The sequence below is a fragment of the Paraliomyxa miuraensis genome, assembly GCF_026337845.1.
Lineage (GTDB): Bacteria > Myxococcota_A > Polyangia > Nannocystales > Nannocystaceae > Paraliomyxa > Paraliomyxa miuraensis.
The window spans coordinates 470,243-487,254 of the sequence record NZ_JAOVZF010000163.1; the positions used below are offsets into that span (position 1 = coordinate 470,243).

Genomic DNA, 17,012 nt, shown 5'->3' on the forward strand with positions numbered 1-17,012 from the left:
CCGACGCAATACTCGCAGCGGCTCTCGATCGAGCCCCGATGGCGGTTCGGGCCTCGTCCGCGGGTCGACGTCGACTTTCGTCGATCGCCATGCGGGCTCGGTTCACTACGACGAGCGATTCCCCGGAACGGCGGCTCGAGGAGTGAGCGGCTCGGTTCCACTCCGGAATCACGGTCCGTAGTCGACCACCACGACGCTGGCACAGCGCCTCGATTCCCGATGCGCCTGCGCCCGCCGATCGCGAACGAGGAGCCATCGACATGAGCAGGAGCATCCCCAAGATCTCGACCTCCATCCCCACCCTCGCTCACGGGCTCGTGACCGCGAGTCTGCTGCTCGCCAGCGCCTGCGACGAGCCACGCACGAGCGAGGCGCTCGAGTCCCTCGTTCGACGCTCCGGCACCACGCCCTCTCCCGCCATCGTCGGCATGGGCCTGGGCGACGGCCGGTCCTGGGTCGTCACGGCCGACGACGAGATCAAGGGCTGGGGCGAGCCCTACTGCGACTCGAGCGGGTGCCCGGCGCCGGCCGAGATCGACCCGGTCGCGCTCGGTGCCCCGGCGCTCGAGGTGCACGGCAACGATGAGCTCGCCGTCGCGCGGCTCGGCAACGGTGCCGTGGTGACCTGGGACGCGGGTGACCTCGGCACGTCGACGCCCACGCCGCTGTCGTTCGGCGTGACCGAGCCCGTGGCCCAGCTCGCGCTGGGCGAGGGATTCGTGTGCGCACGCCTGGTCGGTGGCAGCGTGCGCTGCCAGGCCCTGGGGGGATCGCCTGCGCAAGGATCGATCGTGAGCCCGCAGCTGGCGGACGCGGCCATCGACCTCGCGGCCGGGCACGCGCACGCCTGCGCGGTGCTCTCCACGGGCGCGGTGCAGTGCTGGGGCAACAACACCAGCGGCCAGCTCGGCTCGTGGTCGGCGAGCGGCACGAGCACCGTACCGCTGTCGGGTCCGGCCAACCGCATCGTGGCGGGTGGCGAGCACGGCTGCGCGCTGCTCGACACGCAGACCGTGCAGTGCTGGGGCAACGACGACGAGGGACAGCTGGGCCACGCGGGCTCGTACCCGGACACCGTGCCGCTGGGTCAGCCGGTGGTTGGACTGGCCGCAGGGGCACGGCACACGTGTGCGATCACCTCGAACGGGAGCCTCTACTGCTGGGGCAGCGACGACCTCGGGCAGCTCGGCGAGGGGCAGGACGTCGGTGGCCTGCGGCGGGTGGACCTCGGCGAGCATCGTGCCACGGCCGTGTTCTCGGGCCCGACCGCGTGGACCACGTTTGCCGTGCTGGACCACGGCGGCCTGCGCGGGTGGGGCAGCAACGAGGCAGGAGAGCTGGGCTACGGCGACGAGCTCATCGACGGCGGAGCGGCGTGGGCGGTGGGCAAGCTGCCCGACATCGTCATCTACGACGGCAGCGATGCCGAGTGAGCTCGGGAGCTCACGAGCCACCCGCTTGGTCGCTCGCCATCATCGTGGCGCGGATCTTCGCCACCCAGCCCTCGAGATCGCTGTGGGTGGCGACGTGGATCCGTGGATCCTCGGCGACCTCGGCCATCGCCTGGTCGAGGAGCTGCCGTGCCCGTCGCAGCCGCGTGCGGATCGTGCCGTGCGGCTCGTCGAGGGTCTCGGCGATTGCCGCGGACGTCAGGCCCTCCCAGTAGAACAGCTCGAGCACGATCTGATGCTCGACCGGGATCCGTCGCAGGGCGGCGAGCACCAGCCGCTGCTCGGCATGCTTGACCAGGATCGAGCCCGGCCCGGGCGAGAGATCTGCCGAGGTCTGCGTGGAGGGATCGAAGCGCTCGCCGTGCCGTCGCTGGCGCTCGTAGTGCTTGCGCAGCTGGTTGCAGGCGATGGCGAACAGGTAGGAGCGAAAGCTCTGGCTGTCTCGCAGCCGCGCCTGACCGGAGATGCAGCCGAGGAAGGTCTCGTGGATGAGGTCCATGGAGTCCTCGCCGACCTTGTTGGCGAAGAACCGCACCAGCACCCGGTAGTAGCGCTCGAACAACTCCTTGCCGGCACTGCGCTCACCACGCTGCCAGGCCAGGAGGAGCTCGACGTCGCTCGACACGAGACGAGTATCGTCGTACCGGATCGACGCGATCAAGAGCGGGCGAGTCGTACTCCCCCCAGCCCGCCTCGGCCCAGATTCGCGGCTCGCGCCAAGGAAACTGGGGTAGAGCTGCGCCATGGACTTCACGAGAATCCTGGCGCTGGGGCTGTCGACGACGATCGTGGTGGCGTGTGCGGGCGACGGCAAGCAGAGCGATGACTCGGGGTCGACCACCGATCCCTCGTCGACCACCAGCGACGTCACCGCGACCACGATTCCGCTCCCCACCACCGACCCCACCACGGGGGACGTGGGCTCCGCGACCGCCGACGAGTCCACCACCAGCGGCGTCGACGAGACCACCACCAGCGTCGACGAGACCACCGCGGGATCCACCGGATCCTCCGAGGAGAGCAGCGGTAGCTCGGGCGAGCCGGCCGGCAGCTCCTCGTCCGATGGCGGCACGAGCGGCTACGACGTGCAGTGGTGCATCCTGCAGTGGCCGCCCATGGTCGAGCTGGCCGTGGGCGAGGCGTTCACGATCTACACGCGCCTCTACGCCCCGGGCCTCACCGATCTCACCGGCGTCACCGACCCCGCTCCCGAGCTCGTGGTGGAGGTGGGCTACTCGGTCGACGGCAGCAACCCCGAGACGGGCATGGGCGCCCCGTGGACGTGGCTGCCCGCGACTCCCAACGCGGGCTACGGTCCCGGCGCGCCCGACTACAGCGCCGTCAACGACGAGTACCAGGGCGAGCTCTCGATCGGCATGGCCGGCATCTACGACCACGCCGTGCGCATATCGGGCGACAGCGGAGCCACCTGGGTCTACTGCGACCTCGATGGCCTGACCGTGGGCGGGTACACCACCGATCAGGCCGGCCACGCTGCGGTCGGACAGTGACGGCCCGGCGGGGCTCGTGCCGCCTCGGTCCCGATCACGCCCGCTCCAGCAGGTGCACGGCGAACAGCGGCTTGGGGTCGGTCCATACCTTCACCGCCGAGAACCCGGCTTGCCTGGCCATCCGGTGGAACTCGTCGATCGCATACTTGTGCGAGTACTCGGTGCGAATGGACTCCCCCGCCGCGAACGCGAACCGCTGCCCCCCCACCTCGACCACCTGGGCGCGGCCGCTGACGAGCAGCATCTCGATGCGCCCCAGCTCCTGGTCGTAGATCGCCTGGTGCCGCCAGCCGTCGAGCTCGAAGTTGGCCCCCAGCTCGCGGTTGATGCGTCGCAGCAGGTTGAGGTTGAACTCCGCCGTCACGCCCTGGGCGTCGTTGTAGGCGGCCTCGAGCACGGCGGGATCCTTGCGCAGGTCGGTCCCGATGAGCAGGCCTCCGCCGGGCCCGACCTGCGCGGCCATCTGGCTCAGGAGCCTCGTGGCCTGGCTGGGCAGGAAGTTCCCGATGGTCGAGCCGGGGAAGTACACCACGCGGCGCCGTGCGGCGACCCGGGGCTCGGGCACGTCGAACGGCGCGGTGAAGTCGGCGCACACCGGAAGGATCTCGACCTCGGGGAAGCACGACGCGAGGCTCTCGGCCGAGCGCAGCAGGTGATCGCGCGAGATGTCGACCAGCACGCAGCCCGCGGCGTCGCGCAGCTCCTCCAGCAGCCGACGGGTCTTGACGCTGCTGCCGCTGCCGTACTCGATGATGAGCGCCCCCGGACCGATCGCCTCGGCCATCGCGGCGGCGTCGCGATCCATGATCGCGAGCTCGGTACGCGTGGGGTAGTACTCGGGCAGCTCGCAGATCCGATCGAACAGCGCCGAGCCCCGGTCATCGTAGAGATACTGGGTGGGAAGCTCGCGCTGCGGCGCTCGTGAGAGCGCCCCGATCACGTCGCGTCGGAACCGATCGATGGCGGGCGAGAGATCGACCAGATCGAGCTCGGTCGAGGTGGTTGCGGTGGTTGCGGCAGTTGCAGTCATCGCTATGCTCAGGCGGTCTCGGGCTCGGCGCCCAGGCATGCCCCGCGTTCCGCGAGATCGGCCAGCAGCTCGGCCGCCGAGGCCAGCTTGTCGTCATCGAGTGGCTCCCCCAGCGCCTGCGCAGCGGCCAGCAGGGCGGGCTGCACGGCCATGCGATCGACCACCAGCGCCTGCAGCAGCGCGGCCGCAAACGGGGTGAGCGCCAGGTAGCGGGCCCGGTGCCGGTCGTCGCGATAGACCAGCAGGTGCGTGGGCTCGGCCTCGGCCTCGGTGCGATCGTCCTTGGCCGTGGACAAGCGATGCACCGCATGCTCGTAGTGCATCAATCGAGCCGCCCCGTGGAAGCGCAGCGGACGATCGAGCGCCAGCGGCAGGCCGGTTGGAGCGTCGTCCTCGTGGGCCTGCGCGCTGAAGTGGTTGCGCACCTCGTAGTCGCACACTTCATGGCGAGCGAGGTCGGGCAGGTAGCGCGGGACCTCGGGGTCCTCGGCCCAGCGTGGCAGCACCCACTCGAGGAACTCGGTCGGTACGTCGCGCAGGTACGGGGTGTGAGATGCCCGATCTTCCATGAACCCCTCGAAGTCGCGAGCGAAGCGCTCGGTGCCCAGCCGCGCCACGGTTCGCTCGAGGAACTCGCGCGTGGTGCTGCGCAGGCGGTTGTGCACGAGCTTGCGATACACCAGCAGGCGCTCGGCCCCCACCGCCAGCATCGCCTGCAGGTCCTCGCCCTCCACCCCCTGGGCCGCGAGCCACCCCTCGAGGTCTTCTCGCATCGCGGTCGGGGCGTCTCGACGGCGGATCACGGCCGCGAGCGCCGAGGTCGGTCGCTCGACCACCACCGGCTCGGGGCCCCGCGCAGGATTGGCCTCAGGCATGGCCCACCGCCTTCGCCGTGCGCACGTCCGCCGAGCCGCCGCTGCGGTCGGCCTCCCAGCGGGACAGCGCCTGCTGGTACACGCCATCGAGCCGGCGGATCTCGTCGAGCAGCTCGGGCAGCGGCGGAATGTTGCTGTCGCGCTCGAGCAGCACCGGCCGTGGCCCCGTGCGCTCGATGACCCACGCCATCAGCTCGTAGACCTCGTCGCGCACGGTGGCCCCGTGGGTGTCGATGATGAGGTCCTCCTCCCACGACTCGTGCCCCGCCACGTGGAGCTGCACCACGCGCTCGAGGGGAATGCGCTCGAGCCAGGCCAGGGGATCGAAGCCGTGGTTCTGGGCGTTGACGAACACGTTGTTGACGTCGAGCAGCAGCCCACAGTCGGCGCGCTCGAGGATCTCCACCAGGAACTCGACCTCGTCGAGCTGCGAGGCGCCGAGCTCCGCGTACCAGCTGATGTTCTCCACCGCCATCGGCCGCTCGAGACGATCGCGAGCCTCGACCACGCGGCTGGCCACGCGGCGCGCCACGGCCGAGGTGAACGGAACCGGCAGCAAGTCGTGCAGCACGGCGCCGTGCAGGCCGCTCCAGCACAGGTGGTCGGAGTGCCAGGGCGGATCGTAGCGATCGAGGAAGGCACGCAGCTGCGCGAAGTAGGCATCCTCGAAGGGATCGGTGCTGCCCAGCGACATCATCAGGCCATGGCAGATCACCGGGAATCGCTGCGCCACTTCCTCCAGCCGCGCCGGGCTGCGACCGCCCCGGTGCATGTAGTTCTCGGGGCACAGCTCCACGAACGTCGGCACCCCATCGGCGGCTCCCCGGGCCACGCGGTCGATGAACCGGGCACGCAGGCCAAGGCCGATCCCGGTGGGGACGGAGCGTGTGGACAGGATCGCTTCGAACATGCTCATGGGGCCGCGCGAGTATAGCGGGCCGTGGTGGGCGGGCCGGAACCCAGAGCACCCAATGGATGAATGCACGAAACCCGCGGTCGGAATTTCCGTCCGCGGGTCTCGCCGAGGCCTGGAGGCCTCGCACCGATCACCTCGAGCGATCGGTGATCATCGTGTGGAGGGTCGTTGCCCAGCGAGGCTTACTTGCCGCCGCAGGAGGCTTCCTCGCCGCCGTCGGCCGCAGCCTCTTCGCCGCCTTCGCCGCCGCAAGAGCCCTCGCCGCCGCCTTCGCCACCGCACGAGGCCTCGCCTCCCGCGTCGCCACCGGCCGCAGCCGCGTCGTCGGCCGGAGCCGCGCCGTCACCAGCCGGCACCTCGGTCGCGGGCTTGTCCTTGCCACAGCCGCTCATGACGAGCACGCCGGAGCCGAGGATCGCGAGGGTGGCAGCAATGTCCTTGAGGTTCGCCATTTGTTCTTCTTCTCCTGAGTCGCTTCCGCTTCCGCTTGTCGCAGGAATTGGCTGGGTAATCGTCCGTTCGCGTGTCGAGTTACGCGCTCCGCGTTCCAGCGGATCGGTCGGAGGGAGTTTGTTCCGTCCCGCCGTTTCTCGATACTGGACGAATACACAGTTTGGTCGGCTTTTCCTAGTCTCCCGGTCGATTTTCTTCCAACCCCACCCCGGGCCCACCCCGGCCGGCCCCCGAGGGCAGCTCCGGGCGCCATGACCGCCCTCTGGGGACGATTGGCGCGATCGCGAGCCGGCCGTCGGACACGAACCGCTAGCATGCACGCGATGGCTGATCGCCCGGTCCCCCAGCGACGGCTCGTGCTCACGACCCTGCTGGTCCTCACCGCGATCAACTTCGTCAACTACCTCGATCGCCAGGTCGTGTTCGCGGTGCTCGAGCCGATGAGCATCGAGCTGGGCTCGAGCGACTCGCAGTCCGGGCTGCTCGCCACCGTGTTCTTGGTGGCGTACATGGTGGCCTCGCCCCTGGTGGGACCGCTGGGCGATCGGATCCCGCGCAAGCACATCACCGCGGCCTCCTTGACCCTGTGGAGCCTGGCCACGGTGGGCTCGGGCCTGGCCCCGGACTACGCCACGATGTTCGCCACCCGCGTGGCGGTCGGCATTGGCGAGGCGGGCTTTGCCGCGGTGGCCCCCACCGTCATCGCCGATCTGTTCCGCCCCCAGGAACGCGGTCGCAAGCTCGCCATCTTCTATCTGGCCACGCCCATGGGCAGTGCGCTGGGCTACCTGCTCGGGGGGGCGATCGCCGAGGCCCACGGCTGGCGCGCCGCGTTCTTCGTCGCGGGTGGTCCGGGTCTCGTGCTCGCGCTCGTCTCGATGCTGCTGCCCGAGCCCGTCCGCGGCGCCATGGACGACACCAAGAGCGAGGCCGCGGGACCCACCGGGCCCACCACGACGATGGCCGCCGTGCGGCGGCTGTTTCGAAGCCCCGCGTGGCGCATCAACACCGTGGGCACCACGCTGATGACCTTCACCCTCGGCGGGCTCGCGGCCTGGATGCCCACCTTCCTCCAGCGCACGCACGGCCTGACCGTGGGCGAGGCGGGCACCGGCTTCGGCGCGGTGACGGTGGTCGCGGGCCTGTGCGGCACGTTGCTCGGCGGATGGCTTGGTGATCGCGCCCAGGCCCGCAGCCCGGGCGGCTACTTCCACGTGAGCGGAGTGGGGCTCTTGCTCGGCGCCCCGCTCGTGGCCGCCCTGCCGCTGATGCCCACCGTCGGCAGCACGTTCGCGCTGGCGTTCGTCGCCGAGCTGCTGCTGTTCCTCAACACGGGCCCGCTCAACGCCGTGATGGTGGGCTGCGTGCCGGCCTCCATGCGGGTGCAAGCGGTCGCGGTCTACGTGTTCTTCATCCACGCGTTCGGTGATGCGATCTCTCCCCCCCTGATGGGCTTGATCAGCGAGCGATGGAACCTGGCCCTGGCGGTGGGATCCGTGGCGATACCGATCGTGGTGGGCGGCGTGGTGCTGCTGTGGGGAGCGCGGCTGGTCAGTCGGCTCTCCGGGGGCCTCATGGCGGTCGACGACTAGTCGGCGGGGCTCGGCCCGCGCGCACGGCGGGCCTCGACCCACGTCTCGCCCACCTGCACCACGAACTCGACGAAGCGATCGAAGTCGGGACCGGGCTCGTGCGCGGCGAACATCACCTGGTCTTCGATGAGGCGCAGGCCGATCGCGTTGAGCAACAGGCGAACCAGATCGAGCGCCTCGCCGGACGACAGCTCGCCCGCCTCGACGAACGGCCGCATGATCTGCTGGATGCCCCACGTGGCTTGATCCACGAACGCCCGGCGCATGAGCGTACCGAAGCGCTCGTGCGTGCGTGACACGGAGATCGCCACCCGTACGAACGATGCGTGGCTCGGTCGCTCGTACACCCGCAGCGCGGTGCCGACGATGAAGCGCGGCACTTCCTCGAGCCGCTTGGGCAAGCGCGAGGGATCCAGCGAGAAGAACATCTGGCCCGCATAGGTGGCGAGCACCTGCTCGACCAGCTCCTCCTTGGTGCGGAAGTAGTGGTAGAGGCTCGGCTGCGCGATGCCGAGCCGAGCCGCGAGCTTGCGCAGCGAGGCCCCGGCGTAGCCCTCCTCGGCCAGCAGCTCGAGCGCGGTGGCGATGATCTCCTGGCGACGCGAGGGCGCGGATTCTGCGCGAGTCGTGGACATGGAGGGGGCTCGGGCTCGGAGTCGTCGGCAGAAGTACTTGGATCTACGTGGGAATCGTCGACCACGAGCACGACGAGCTTGTCGACCTATCGGGCGATAGTCAAGCTATCGATCGATAGCCTATCGGTCGATAGGTCAGCCCCAGACGACGAGATCGAGGAAGGAAACCACCATGCCCGCCCATCGCCATGCCACCCGTTGCGCGTCCTGCCACGAGCACGCCGTCGTGCGCCCCTCGGCCGCCTGGAAGGCGGCCCTCGTCGGCGGCTACGTCCTGTTCGGGATGATGGTGTTCGGGGCGAGCTTGCTGGGCCCCACCATCATCGCCGTGCTCCCCCTGCTCATGGCCACCGGGTTCGGCCTGCTGCCGTTCCTGCACGAGCGCGCGGGGGCCCAGGCCGCCTGCGCCGCGTGTGGGAAGCTCGCCAGCGACGAGGAGCCCGAGGCCACGCCGCGCTCGCTCGCGATCGAGCTGGCTCGCGCCGCCTGAAGCCGCACGACGCCGAAGGCTCGGTGCTTCGAGCGTCGATCACGGGGCCGGGGTCCAGGCGTCGTACTTGGCGGCCGGCTCCGGCCCCGCAAACACCTGCAGGCCCACCAGCGGGGCGTCGCCGTTCTGGAAGCTCACCTTCGCCTCGGCCGGCATGTACACCGTGTCTCCCGCGGCCAGGGGGTACTCGTGATCGTCGATCGTGATCGTGCCCGAGCCCTCGAGCACGTGGATGTACTCCTCGGTGGCGTCTCGGTGCTCGGGCACGGCGGCGCCGGGATCCATCTCCAGCCGGGCCACGAAGGCCTCGAGACCGCGCGCCAGGATCGTCACCCGCGCCTTGCCGTTGGGTGCGATCCGTCGCTCGGCCCGGGCGGCCGGGGTCACCGGCGGGGACGGGGCCGGGGTCGCGACCGGTGCCGGTGCCGGTGCCGGCGCCGGAGGGGACGCCGACGACTGCACGGCCGCCGCCGCGCAGGCACCCAGACCAAAGGCGGCCACCAGGGGGAGGAGACGGGAGATCTCGACCATTTGCGGCAGTCTACCAAGCGGGCCGGGAACCTCGTGGTCGGGGTCGCGTGTCCAACCCCATGGCGATGCGGACGCGATGGGCCAGCGCAGTGCTCCTCGGGGCGCTCGGCTGCGGCGGGCCGCTCGAGCTCGCGCACGGCACGGGCTCGAGCGACCCGCCGCCGCTCACTCCGGCCGCCCACCACGCCCATGAGGACCCCGCCGAGCTCCTCGCGGACGCGATGCCCGAGACCCTCTTGCCCTGGCTCGATCCCTCCGCGTTCGATCCCTTGCCGCCGCCTCGGCCCGGCTCGTGGCGCGACCGCGTGCACGAGCCTCCCCAATCCCTTGCCGAGCTGGCTCGCTCGCCCTTCAACCGCCCCGTGCCTGGTCGCGACACGCTGGTGCTGCTGCCGCTGGGCAGCTTCCCCACCGAGCTGGTGATCGAGGGCGACGAGCTCCACACCATCCACACCCCCGAGCTGCACGAGCTGCGGGGCTTCGTCTCGGCGTACTTCGGCCTGCCGGTCGACGTGGTCACGCCCATCCCCATCGAGCCGCTCGACATCCCCACGCAGCAGCGCCACGGCCGCGCATGCTACGACGCACGAGGGATCATCGACGCGGTCGCTCCGGTCCTGCCCGAGCACGCGCACTCGATGATCGTGCTCATCAACCGCGAGCTCGTCTCCGGCCCCGAGCAGAGCTTCGGCTTCGGCTACGCCACCCACCACGAGCGGCTGGCCGTGATGAGCTTCTCCCGCATCGACCCGCGACGCACGGGCTCGGCTCCGGGCACCAGCGTCGAGGAGGTCGGCCGGGCCCGTGCCTACAAGCTCCTGGCCCACGAGCTCGCCCACACCTTCGGGCTGCGCCACTGCGACCACTATGCGTGCGTGATGAATGGCATCGCCGACGAGCACGAGCTCGACCAGACCCCGCTGCACCTGTGTCCCGAGTGCCTGCGCAAGCTGTTGTTCGTCGGGGGAATGGATCCCGAGGCCCGCTACCGAGCCCTCGCGGACTGGTACTCCGAGCATGGGCTGGAGAACGAGGCCCGGTGGATTCGCCAGCGACTGGCGTCGGCGGCGGACGCCGCCCTCGTGGAACGCCCAGCGTCCACGTGAAATCGGCCATCCGAGGCCAGATGGGCTTGCACGGCCTCCGACCGTCGTGCCACGGTACTTCGCAGTGGTCGACCGCCCCTCCGACTCCGAGGCCTGGGCCGACGATGGCCGCTTGGTGGCGGTATTCGAGGCCGCGGTCGATGCAATGGTCATCATCGATGCGGTGGGCACGATCCAGCGCGTCAATCCAGCCGTCGAGCGCATGTTCGGCTGGAAGGCCGAGGAGCTCGCGGGTCACAACGTCATCAAGCTCATGCCCTCGCCCTATCACGAGGAGCACGACGAGTACCTGCACCGCTACGTGACGACCGGTGAGCGAAGGATCATCGGCGTCGGGCGCGAGGTGGTGGCCCTTCACCGCAATGGCACCAGGTTCCCGATCTTCTTGTCGGTGGGTGAGGTCGGTGGATCCACGCGGCTGTTCGTCGGCATCATGCGCGACATCTCGGCCCAGAAGGCGGCCGAGGCCGCGCGCGAGCGCCTGATCGAAGAGCTCGAGGCCAAGAACGCCGAGCTCGAGCGCTTCACCTATACCGTCTCGCACGACCTCAAGAGCCCGCTCATCACCATCAAGGGCTTCGTGGGACAGCTCGAGCGCAGCGTGACCGCCGGCAAGATGGAGCGGTTCCGCTCCGACGTGACCCGCATCGCCGGGGCCGCCGACAAGATGGCCGAGCTGCTCGACGACGTGCTCGAGCTCTCCCGCATCGGTCGCCTCGTCAACCCGCCCGAGGACGTGTCGATGCAGGTGCTGGTCGACGAGGTGCTCGAGCTGCTGTCGGCCGGCATCGAGTCCACCGGCGCCCGAGTGACCGTGGAGAGCGAGCTCCCCGTGGTTCGCGGCGATCGCACGCGGCTGGTGGAGATCCTGCAGAACGTGGTCGAGAACGCGCTCAAGTTCTCCAGGGACGCCCCGCGCATCGAGATCGGGGCGCGGGCCGAGGGAGGCTTCGCGGTCTGCCACGTGCGCGACCACGGCATCGGCATCGACCCGCAGTACATCGACCGGGTCTTCGGCTTGTTCGAGCAGCTCGACGGCGCCTCCCCCGGCACCGGCATCGGACTCGCGCTCGTCCGGCGCATCGTCGAGGTGCACGGGGGCACGGTCTGGGCCGAGTCCGAGGGCCGAGGCCACGGCACCACCATGTCCTTCACCCTCCCGTTGGCCAAGCCCCCGATCGCAGGTAGCCCGACGTCATGACCACGCCGATCCCTCGCATCCTGTTGGTCGAGGACAACGACGACCACGCCGAGCTCATCACCCGTGCGCTCGAGGAGCACGGCATCGAAGGGATCGCCGAGCGGGTCAAGGACGGCGAGGCCGCGCTCGACTACCTGTTCGGCAACGACGCCGCCGACCACCGCCCCGACGTCATCCTCCTCGACCTGCGCCTGCCTCGCATCGACGGTCTCGAGGTCCTGCGCCGGATCAAGGAGGCTCGCGAGCTCAAGTCCATCCCCGTGGTGGTGCTGACCACGTCCTCGGCCGATCGAGACCTCGCCAGTGCCTACGACAGTCACGTCAACGCCTACGTCGTCAAGCCCGTAGACTACGCGAGCCTCGAGAAGATGCTCCAAGACACGAGCACGTTCTGGCTGTCATGGAATCGGCGAAGAAAGCAGTGAGAGCAGAGCGGCGCATCCTGCTGGTCGAGGACGACGAGAGCCACGCCGAGCTCATCAAGCGCGCGTTCGAGGACCGTCCTGCGATCATCCTCACCGTCGCCCACCGCATCGACCAGGCGATCCGCGCGCTGCAAGAGGGCATGCCCGACATGGTCATCGCCGACCTGAGGCTGCCCGATGGCCGCGGCATCGACCTGTGCCGCGGCAAGGACTTCCCGATCGTCATCATGACGAGCCAGGGGAGCGAGGGCGACGCGGTCGAGGCGATGCGTGCCGGCGCGCTCGACTACATCGTCAAGTCCGACCTGATGTTCAGCGAGCTGCCCCACGTGGTCGACCGAGCGATGCGCGAGTGGGAGCTCGAGCGCGCCCATGCCCGCGCCACGCGACAGCTCCAGTCGCAGTACGAGGTCGCCTCGGCCCTGGCCACCAGCGTCTCGCTCGAGCAGGCGGGGACGCGGATCCTCGAGTCGATCTGCCACTGCGTGGAGTGGCCGCTGGGCGAGCTGTGGCGGGTGGACGAGCAGGCCGAGGTCTTGCGCCGGGTTGCCTTCTACGCGACCGAGACCGCGATCGTACGCGTCGAGACCGAGGGCGGCGAGCCCGTGTTCGCCAGGGGAGAAGGTCTGCCCGGCACCACCTGGGCCAAGGGCGCGCAGCTCTCGATCCTCCATCCCGAGGACGCGCCAGCGGAGCGCCGCCGCCCCGTGATCTCGAGGCTGGGGCTTCGCTGCGGCTACGGCTTTCCGATCCGCACCTCGGACGGTCGCATCTTTGCGTTGTTCTCGTTCTATGCCCAGGACATCGGCCACCCCAACGGTGACATCGAGCGGCTGCTGAGCACGATCTCGGCCCAGCTCGACGTGTTCGCCGAGCGCCAGCGCGAGCAGGAGGAGCGCCGGCGGCTACAGCGAGAGCTGGTCGATCGCGAGCGCCTCGCCGCGGTGGGAGAGACGGCCGCGACCCTCGCCCACGAGATCGGCAACCCGCTCAACAGCATGTACATGCACGCACAGCTGCTGCAGCGCCGGCTCGCCCGCCTGCCCGACGTGGATCCCAAGATCACGCAGGGCCTGGAGGTCCTGCTGGCGGAGAACGTGCGGCTGACCAACCTGCTGCACGACTTTCGCTCGCTGTCGCGCCGCAACGCGCTGACCCTGGTGCCCACCGACATGAACGACCTGCTCGACGAGCTGTTCGCGCTCGAGCAGCCGCTGCTCGACATGGGCGCGGTCGAGGTCGTGCGCGAGATCCCGCCCGGTCTCCCCACCATCCTGGGCGACGCCAGCAAGCTCAAGCAGGTGTTCATGAACCTGGTCAAGAACGCGATCGAGGCCATGCCCACGGGGGGCCGCCTCACCGTCACGGCCACCACCGACGAGCAGCGCCTGCTCATCGACTTCACCGACACCGGAGCGGGGCTCCCCGAGGGCATCGACGTGTTCGAGGCGTTCCAGACCACCAAGGCGGCCGGGACCGGCCTCGGGCTCCCGGTGGCGCGCCAGGTGCTCGCGGCGCACGAGGGCACGATCGGCTGCTCGAGCACCCCCGGGGGCGGCACGACCTTTCGCGTGGTGCTCCCGCTGCATCGCCGGGGATAGCGACTCACGGCGCCCGATCGCGGCCCAGCAGCACGTCCCAGCGCTCGGCCAGGCTCGCTCGCAGGTCCGCTCGATGGGCGCTCACCGGTGGTGACCCCCCGGGCTCGAGCCGCACGCCCCACATGCTCGACGTGGATGCATCGCCCTGCGCCCCGTACCGAAGATCGCCCACCACGTGGGGCGCGTGGGGATCCCAGGCCACCCAGCCCCGCGCAAACCACTGGAACACACGAAACCCTCGCAGCGTCGCCGGGTCGCCGCGAATGGCATCGGGCAGCTCCGCCTCGGCGAGCAGGGGTACCGAGCCTCCCTCCCGCGTGGTGGCCGGGCCCCACCACGGTACGCGCACCTGATCGACCCAGATCTGGCCCTCGCTCTGGTAGGTCGTGCGCCACACCAGGTTCGCGGGTGGAGACGGGTACGCATCGATGCGCGCGATGGCGTGGCCGCGCGCCCTTGCCAGCCCGCGGGTGGCCTCGAGCACCCGGCTGCGCTGCAGGCACCCGAACAATAGATAGAGCGACGACAACAGCAAGGCCACGCGGGCCGGTCGCATCGCAGCGCGCCCCCGGACGACCGACTCCGCGGCCGACCGTACCGCTGGCCGCGCGGTCCAGCGCGCCGACAGGAGCACCCCGGCGGCGAGGATCCCCGTGTAGATCGGATCGACGATCGCCACCCAGCTCCAGGCCACCCGCGCGTCGGAGAACGGCCACCACAGCATGGTGCCGTAGGAGGTGAAGGCATCCAGCAAGGCGTGGGTGGCGTACCCGGCGGTGGTGCCCAGTATGATGTCGCGCCGCACGCCCACGTAGCGCTTGCGCAGCACGAACGGCAGCGCGCTGATGACCCCGCCCACGGGGATGAACGCGAGGCTGTGGGTGAAGTGTCGGTGGAAGCGAAAGCCCACCAGCGGGTCGTCGGCGCTGCGGATCAACACGTCGAGGTCGGCCGCCATCCCTCCGATCGCGCCGTAGAGCCACGCCCGTCGGCCGAGCCGACGCCCGAGCAGGGCCTGGGCGGCAGCGGCCCCGAGCAACCCCTGGGTCAGCGGATCCATCGGTGAGGCTCACTGCGCTGCGGTCTGATCGGCCATGCTCGCTTCGGCGCGGCTGGGCCACCGCGCCACCGCTCGCTCGGCCAGCGCCGCGATGGTGAGTGAGGGGTTGACCCCGGGGTTGGACGAGATCGACGAGCCATCGATCACGTAGAGCCCCTCGTAGCCGTGCACGCGGTGCTCGGCGTCGATCACTCCCGTCTCGATGCTGTCGCCCATGCAGCAGCCGCCCAGGATGTGCGCCGTGGTGGGGATGTTGAGCGCGGTCTCGGTGACCAGCGACATCGGCATCCCGCCCATGCGCTCGCCGAAGGCGTGCGCGAGCTCGGTGGCCTGCGGGATCGAGGCCGTGGGCGCCGGGCCGGCCTCGCGCTGGGAGCCCAGGCTCCCCCACCAGCGGCGAACGAAGCGCAGCGTGCCGTCGGCCGTGCGCATGTAGAGAAGGATCGCGCTCTGCTTGGCCAGGTCGGGCACGAGCATCGCACGCAGCAGGCGAAGCGGGTGGCGGATCATCGTGCCCAGCATGCGCGCGATCCGGACCACGCCGTTCTCACCCGTCACGTGGGGCAGGAGCGCCAGGCGCCACGCCCCCGAGCCCGCCGGATAGCGCACGGGCTCGAGGTGCGCGTGCTCGTCGATCTCGAAGATCGAGCCGATCGCCACCCCCTTGGAGTAGTCGAGGTCGCGCTTGGCCGTGACCACCCCGATGAGCGACTCCGAGTTGGTGCGGATGGCGGCGCCGAGCTTGTCGCTGAGCCTGGGCAGGCCCCTGGGGTCGCGCTTCATCTTGGCCAGCAGCTCCACCGTGCCCAGCACGCCCCCCGCCAGCACCACCCGGCGCGCGGTGTAGACCTTGCGGCGGCGCCACAGCGGATGGCGGCCGTGCTTGGCCTCGACCTGGTAGCCGCCGCCGCGGCCGGGGGGCAGCGGACGCACCGCGGTCACCTCGGTGTCGGCCTGCAGCACCAGCCCCTGCTTGCGGGCCAGCCACAGGTAGTTCTTGTCGAGCGTGTTCTTGGCCCCGTGCTGGCAGCCGAGCATGCAGCCGCCGCAGCGGATGCAGCCGGTGCGCGGCGGGCCCTCGCCGTCGAAGTAGGGGTCGTCGACCGTCTTGCCCGGGTCACCGAAGTAGATCGCCACGTCGGTGGGATGGAAGCCCTCGCTCTGCCCACGCTCCTCGGCGATCGCCTTGATGATCTTGTCGGGGGGCGTGAGCATCGGCGTGGGGTTGACCCCCAGCATGCGCTTGACCTCGGCGTAGTGGGGCCGCAGCTCCTCCTCCCACGCGGCCAGCCCCGCCCAGCTCCCCGTGTGGAAGAACGAGGTGTTGGGCACCGGGTGCGTGCTGGCGTAGACCAATGAGCCGCCGCCCACCCCCACCCCCGACAGCACGGTCACGTGGCGGAAGAACGTCATCTTGAACAGGCCGCGCGCGCCCAGCCACGGCATCCACAGCCACCGCCACACGTTCCAGTTGCTCCTGGGGAACTGGGCCGGACCGAGCTCGGAGCCCTTCTCGAGCATCAGCACCGAGTAGCCCTTCTCGACCAGGCGCAGCGCGGTGGGGCTGCCGCCGAAGCCCGAGCCCACGATGATCACGTCGTAGTCGAATCCTTCGGGCATGAGCGCGGGGGGGAGCATAGCGTACCGCCCGGCCCGTCGGTGCCCCTTGCCTCCGGGCCCTTGCCCTCGGACGGTAGAGGCGTAGAACGTCCCCCATGCAGCACCTGCACGCCGCCCAGCTCGCCGAGCTCCGCCAACTGCTCGAGACGGAACGACAGCGACTATGGGAACGCCAGGACGCCGACGAGGCCGAGGCCGTCACCGCCGATGTCGAGCCCGGCGACGTGCAGGATCGGGCCTCCGAGGAAGCCCGACGCCTGACCGCGCTGCGCCGACGCAAGATCGACGAGGACCGCCTCCGCGAGGTCGACGCGGCGCTGCAGCGCATGGACGATGGCACCTACGGGGTCTGCGAGGAGACCGACGAGGAGATCCCGTTCGCCCGGCTGCGGGCCGAGCCCACCACCCGCTTCACCGTGGAGGCACAGCAGATGCTCGAGGAGGAGCGCGCCCGCGAGAGCCTCGCCGGCGCCACGACGAGCGAGACCGACGCGTACTGACCGTCGCTCGCGAGC

General features: G+C 70.2%; 18 protein-coding genes. 9 read left to right on the top strand and 9 right to left on the bottom strand.

Annotation, left to right across the window (positions count from 1 at the left end):
- Nucleotides 1–260 precede the first annotated feature (260 nt).
- The gene (locus OEB96_RS42060; RefSeq protein WP_266222597.1) at nucleotides 261–1,433 is read left to right on the top strand and encodes an RCC1 domain-containing protein; all 1,173 of its coding nucleotides are present in this window, start codon (nucleotides 261–263) and stop codon (nucleotides 1,431–1,433) included.
- A gap of 10 nt (nucleotides 1,434–1,443) precedes the next feature.
- Here the strand turns inward: OEB96_RS42060 and OEB96_RS42065 are convergent, their stop codons facing one another.
- Nucleotides 1,444–2,076, bottom strand: a complete 633-nt coding sequence (locus tag OEB96_RS42065) for an RNA polymerase sigma factor (protein ID WP_266222598.1) — start codon at nucleotides 2,074–2,076, stop codon at nucleotides 1,444–1,446.
- A gap of 118 nt (nucleotides 2,077–2,194) precedes the next feature.
- Here OEB96_RS42065 and OEB96_RS42070 point away from each other — a divergent pair, with 118 nt between their 5' ends.
- A complete protein-coding gene (locus tag OEB96_RS42070) occupies nucleotides 2,195–2,962 on the top strand; it encodes a hypothetical protein (RefSeq protein ID WP_266222599.1) in 768 nt (255 codons plus the stop codon).
- A 34-nt stretch (nucleotides 2,963–2,996) separates the two neighbouring features.
- Here the strand turns inward: OEB96_RS42070 and egtD are convergent, their stop codons facing one another.
- The 4 genes from egtD to OEB96_RS42090 all read right to left on the bottom strand — a co-directional run bounded on the left by egtD (nucleotide 2,997) and on the right by OEB96_RS42090 (nucleotide 6,235).
- Nucleotides 2,997–3,992 (bottom strand): L-histidine N(alpha)-methyltransferase, encoded by a 996-nt coding sequence (egtD, locus tag OEB96_RS42075; RefSeq protein ID WP_266222600.1) that lies wholly within the window; start codon nucleotides 3,990–3,992, stop codon nucleotides 2,997–2,999.
- An 8-nt stretch (nucleotides 3,993–4,000) separates the two neighbouring features.
- Nucleotides 4,001–4,867: an HvfC family peptide modification chaperone gene (locus tag OEB96_RS42080; protein ID WP_266222601.1), complete on the bottom strand. Its 867-nt coding sequence runs from the start codon at nucleotides 4,865–4,867 to the stop codon at nucleotides 4,001–4,003.
- Nucleotides 4,860–5,783: a DUF692 domain-containing protein gene (locus tag OEB96_RS42085; RefSeq protein WP_266222602.1), complete on the bottom strand. Its 924-nt coding sequence runs from the start codon at nucleotides 5,781–5,783 to the stop codon at nucleotides 4,860–4,862. The genes OEB96_RS42080 and OEB96_RS42085 overlap by 8 nt, the downstream gene beginning before the upstream one ends.
- Before the next feature lie 182 nt (nucleotides 5,784–5,965).
- Nucleotides 5,966–6,235, bottom strand: a complete 270-nt coding sequence (locus tag OEB96_RS42090) for a hypothetical protein (RefSeq protein WP_266222603.1) — start codon at nucleotides 6,233–6,235, stop codon at nucleotides 5,966–5,968.
- Nucleotides 6,236–6,559: 324 nt separating this feature from the next.
- Between OEB96_RS42090 and OEB96_RS42095 the strand changes: the two genes are divergently transcribed.
- Nucleotides 6,560–7,828 carry a spinster family MFS transporter gene (locus tag OEB96_RS42095; protein WP_266222604.1) on the top strand — a complete coding sequence of 423 codons (1,269 nt, stop codon included), beginning with the start codon at nucleotides 6,560–6,562 and terminating at the stop codon, nucleotides 7,826–7,828.
- On the opposite strand, the gene OEB96_RS42100 is transcribed toward OEB96_RS42095, so the two are convergent.
- Nucleotides 7,825–8,463, bottom strand: a complete 639-nt coding sequence (locus OEB96_RS42100) for a TetR/AcrR family transcriptional regulator (RefSeq protein WP_266222605.1) — start codon at nucleotides 8,461–8,463, stop codon at nucleotides 7,825–7,827. The genes OEB96_RS42095 and OEB96_RS42100 overlap by 4 nt on opposite strands.
- Nucleotides 8,464–8,635: 172 nt before the next feature.
- On the opposite strand from OEB96_RS42100, the gene OEB96_RS42105 reads away from it, so the two are divergent.
- The gene (locus OEB96_RS42105) at nucleotides 8,636–8,953 is read left to right on the top strand and encodes a hypothetical protein (RefSeq protein WP_266222606.1); all 318 of its coding nucleotides are present in this window, start codon (nucleotides 8,636–8,638) and stop codon (nucleotides 8,951–8,953) included.
- Nucleotides 8,954–8,992: 39 nt separating this feature from the next.
- Here the strand turns inward: OEB96_RS42105 and OEB96_RS42110 are convergent, their stop codons facing one another.
- Complete coding sequence (locus tag OEB96_RS42110; RefSeq protein WP_266222607.1) at nucleotides 8,993–9,484, bottom strand: cupin domain-containing protein; 492 nt, start codon at nucleotides 9,482–9,484, stop codon at nucleotides 8,993–8,995.
- Between the two features lie 65 nt (nucleotides 9,485–9,549).
- Between OEB96_RS42110 and OEB96_RS42115 the strand changes: the two genes are divergently transcribed.
- From OEB96_RS42115 to OEB96_RS42130, 4 genes are read left to right on the top strand one after another with little or no spacing between them, the layout of a single operon-like run.
- Nucleotides 9,550–10,590, top strand: a complete 1,041-nt coding sequence (locus tag OEB96_RS42115; RefSeq protein WP_266222608.1) for an archaemetzincin — start codon at nucleotides 9,550–9,552, stop codon at nucleotides 10,588–10,590.
- A 46-nt stretch (nucleotides 10,591–10,636) separates the two neighbouring features.
- Nucleotides 10,637–11,791: a sensor histidine kinase gene (locus tag OEB96_RS42120; RefSeq protein WP_266222609.1), complete on the top strand. Its 1,155-nt coding sequence runs from the start codon at nucleotides 10,637–10,639 to the stop codon at nucleotides 11,789–11,791.
- Entirely contained in the window at nucleotides 11,788–12,216 is a 429-nt protein-coding gene (locus OEB96_RS42125) for a response regulator (protein WP_266222610.1), read from the top strand. Before OEB96_RS42120 ends, OEB96_RS42125 begins: the two co-directional genes overlap by 4 nt.
- Nucleotides 12,192–13,817: an ATP-binding protein gene (locus tag OEB96_RS42130; RefSeq protein WP_266222611.1), complete on the top strand. Its 1,626-nt coding sequence runs from the start codon at nucleotides 12,192–12,194 to the stop codon at nucleotides 13,815–13,817. Before OEB96_RS42125 ends, OEB96_RS42130 begins: the two co-directional genes overlap by 25 nt.
- Nucleotides 13,818–13,821: 4 nt before the next feature.
- On the opposite strand, the gene OEB96_RS42135 is transcribed toward OEB96_RS42130, so the two are convergent.
- Together OEB96_RS42135 and OEB96_RS42140 are read right to left on the bottom strand one after the other, a co-directional pair.
- Nucleotides 13,822–14,877 carry a metal-dependent hydrolase gene (locus OEB96_RS42135; RefSeq protein WP_266222612.1) on the bottom strand — a complete coding sequence of 352 codons (1,056 nt, stop codon included), beginning with the start codon at nucleotides 14,875–14,877 and terminating at the stop codon, nucleotides 13,822–13,824.
- A 9-nt stretch (nucleotides 14,878–14,886) separates the two neighbouring features.
- On the bottom strand, nucleotides 14,887–16,497 hold the full coding sequence (locus OEB96_RS42140) for a GMC oxidoreductase (RefSeq protein WP_266222613.1): 1,611 nt from the start codon (nucleotides 16,495–16,497) through the stop codon (nucleotides 14,887–14,889).
- Between the two features lie 95 nt (nucleotides 16,498–16,592).
- Here OEB96_RS42140 and OEB96_RS42145 point away from each other — a divergent pair, with 95 nt between their 5' ends.
- Complete coding sequence (locus OEB96_RS42145; RefSeq protein ID WP_266222614.1) at nucleotides 16,593–16,997, top strand: TraR/DksA family transcriptional regulator; 405 nt, start codon at nucleotides 16,593–16,595, stop codon at nucleotides 16,995–16,997.
- Nucleotides 16,998–17,012 lie beyond the last annotated feature (15 nt).

Bases quoted from the DNA above. Each gene is read 5' to 3' on its own strand.
- OEB96_RS42060 (WP_266222597.1), top strand. From the start codon at position 261: ATGAGCAGGAGCATCCCCAAGATCTCGACCTCCATCCCCACCCTCGCT.
- OEB96_RS42070 (WP_266222599.1), top strand. From the start codon at position 2,195: ATGGACTTCACGAGAATCCTGGCGCTGGGGCTGTCGACGACGATCGTG.
- egtD (WP_266222600.1), bottom strand. From the start codon at position 3,992: ATGACTGCAACTGCCGCAACCACCGCAACCACCTCGACCGAGCTCGAT.
- OEB96_RS42080 (WP_266222601.1), bottom strand. From the start codon at position 4,867: ATGCCTGAGGCCAATCCTGCGCGGGGCCCCGAGCCGGTGGTGGTCGAG.
- OEB96_RS42085 (WP_266222602.1), bottom strand. From the start codon at position 5,783: ATGAGCATGTTCGAAGCGATCCTGTCCACACGCTCCGTCCCCACCGGG.
- OEB96_RS42090 (WP_266222603.1), bottom strand. From the start codon at position 6,235: ATGGCGAACCTCAAGGACATTGCTGCCACCCTCGCGATCCTCGGCTCC.
- OEB96_RS42095 (WP_266222604.1), top strand. From the start codon at position 6,560: ATGGCTGATCGCCCGGTCCCCCAGCGACGGCTCGTGCTCACGACCCTG.
- OEB96_RS42100 (WP_266222605.1), bottom strand. From the start codon at position 8,463: ATGTCCACGACTCGCGCAGAATCCGCGCCCTCGCGTCGCCAGGAGATC.
- OEB96_RS42105 (WP_266222606.1), top strand. From the start codon at position 8,636: ATGCCCGCCCATCGCCATGCCACCCGTTGCGCGTCCTGCCACGAGCAC.
- OEB96_RS42110 (WP_266222607.1), bottom strand. From the start codon at position 9,484: ATGGTCGAGATCTCCCGTCTCCTCCCCCTGGTGGCCGCCTTTGGTCTG.
- OEB96_RS42115 (WP_266222608.1), top strand. From the start codon at position 9,550: ATGCGGACGCGATGGGCCAGCGCAGTGCTCCTCGGGGCGCTCGGCTGC.
- OEB96_RS42125 (WP_266222610.1), top strand. From the start codon at position 11,788: ATGACCACGCCGATCCCTCGCATCCTGTTGGTCGAGGACAACGACGAC.
- OEB96_RS42130 (WP_266222611.1), top strand. From the start codon at position 12,192: ATGGAATCGGCGAAGAAAGCAGTGAGAGCAGAGCGGCGCATCCTGCTG.
- OEB96_RS42135 (WP_266222612.1), bottom strand. From the start codon at position 14,877: ATGGATCCGCTGACCCAGGGGTTGCTCGGGGCCGCTGCCGCCCAGGCC.
- OEB96_RS42140 (WP_266222613.1), bottom strand. From the start codon at position 16,497: ATGCCCGAAGGATTCGACTACGACGTGATCATCGTGGGCTCGGGCTTC.
- OEB96_RS42145 (WP_266222614.1), top strand. From the start codon at position 16,593: ATGCAGCACCTGCACGCCGCCCAGCTCGCCGAGCTCCGCCAACTGCTC.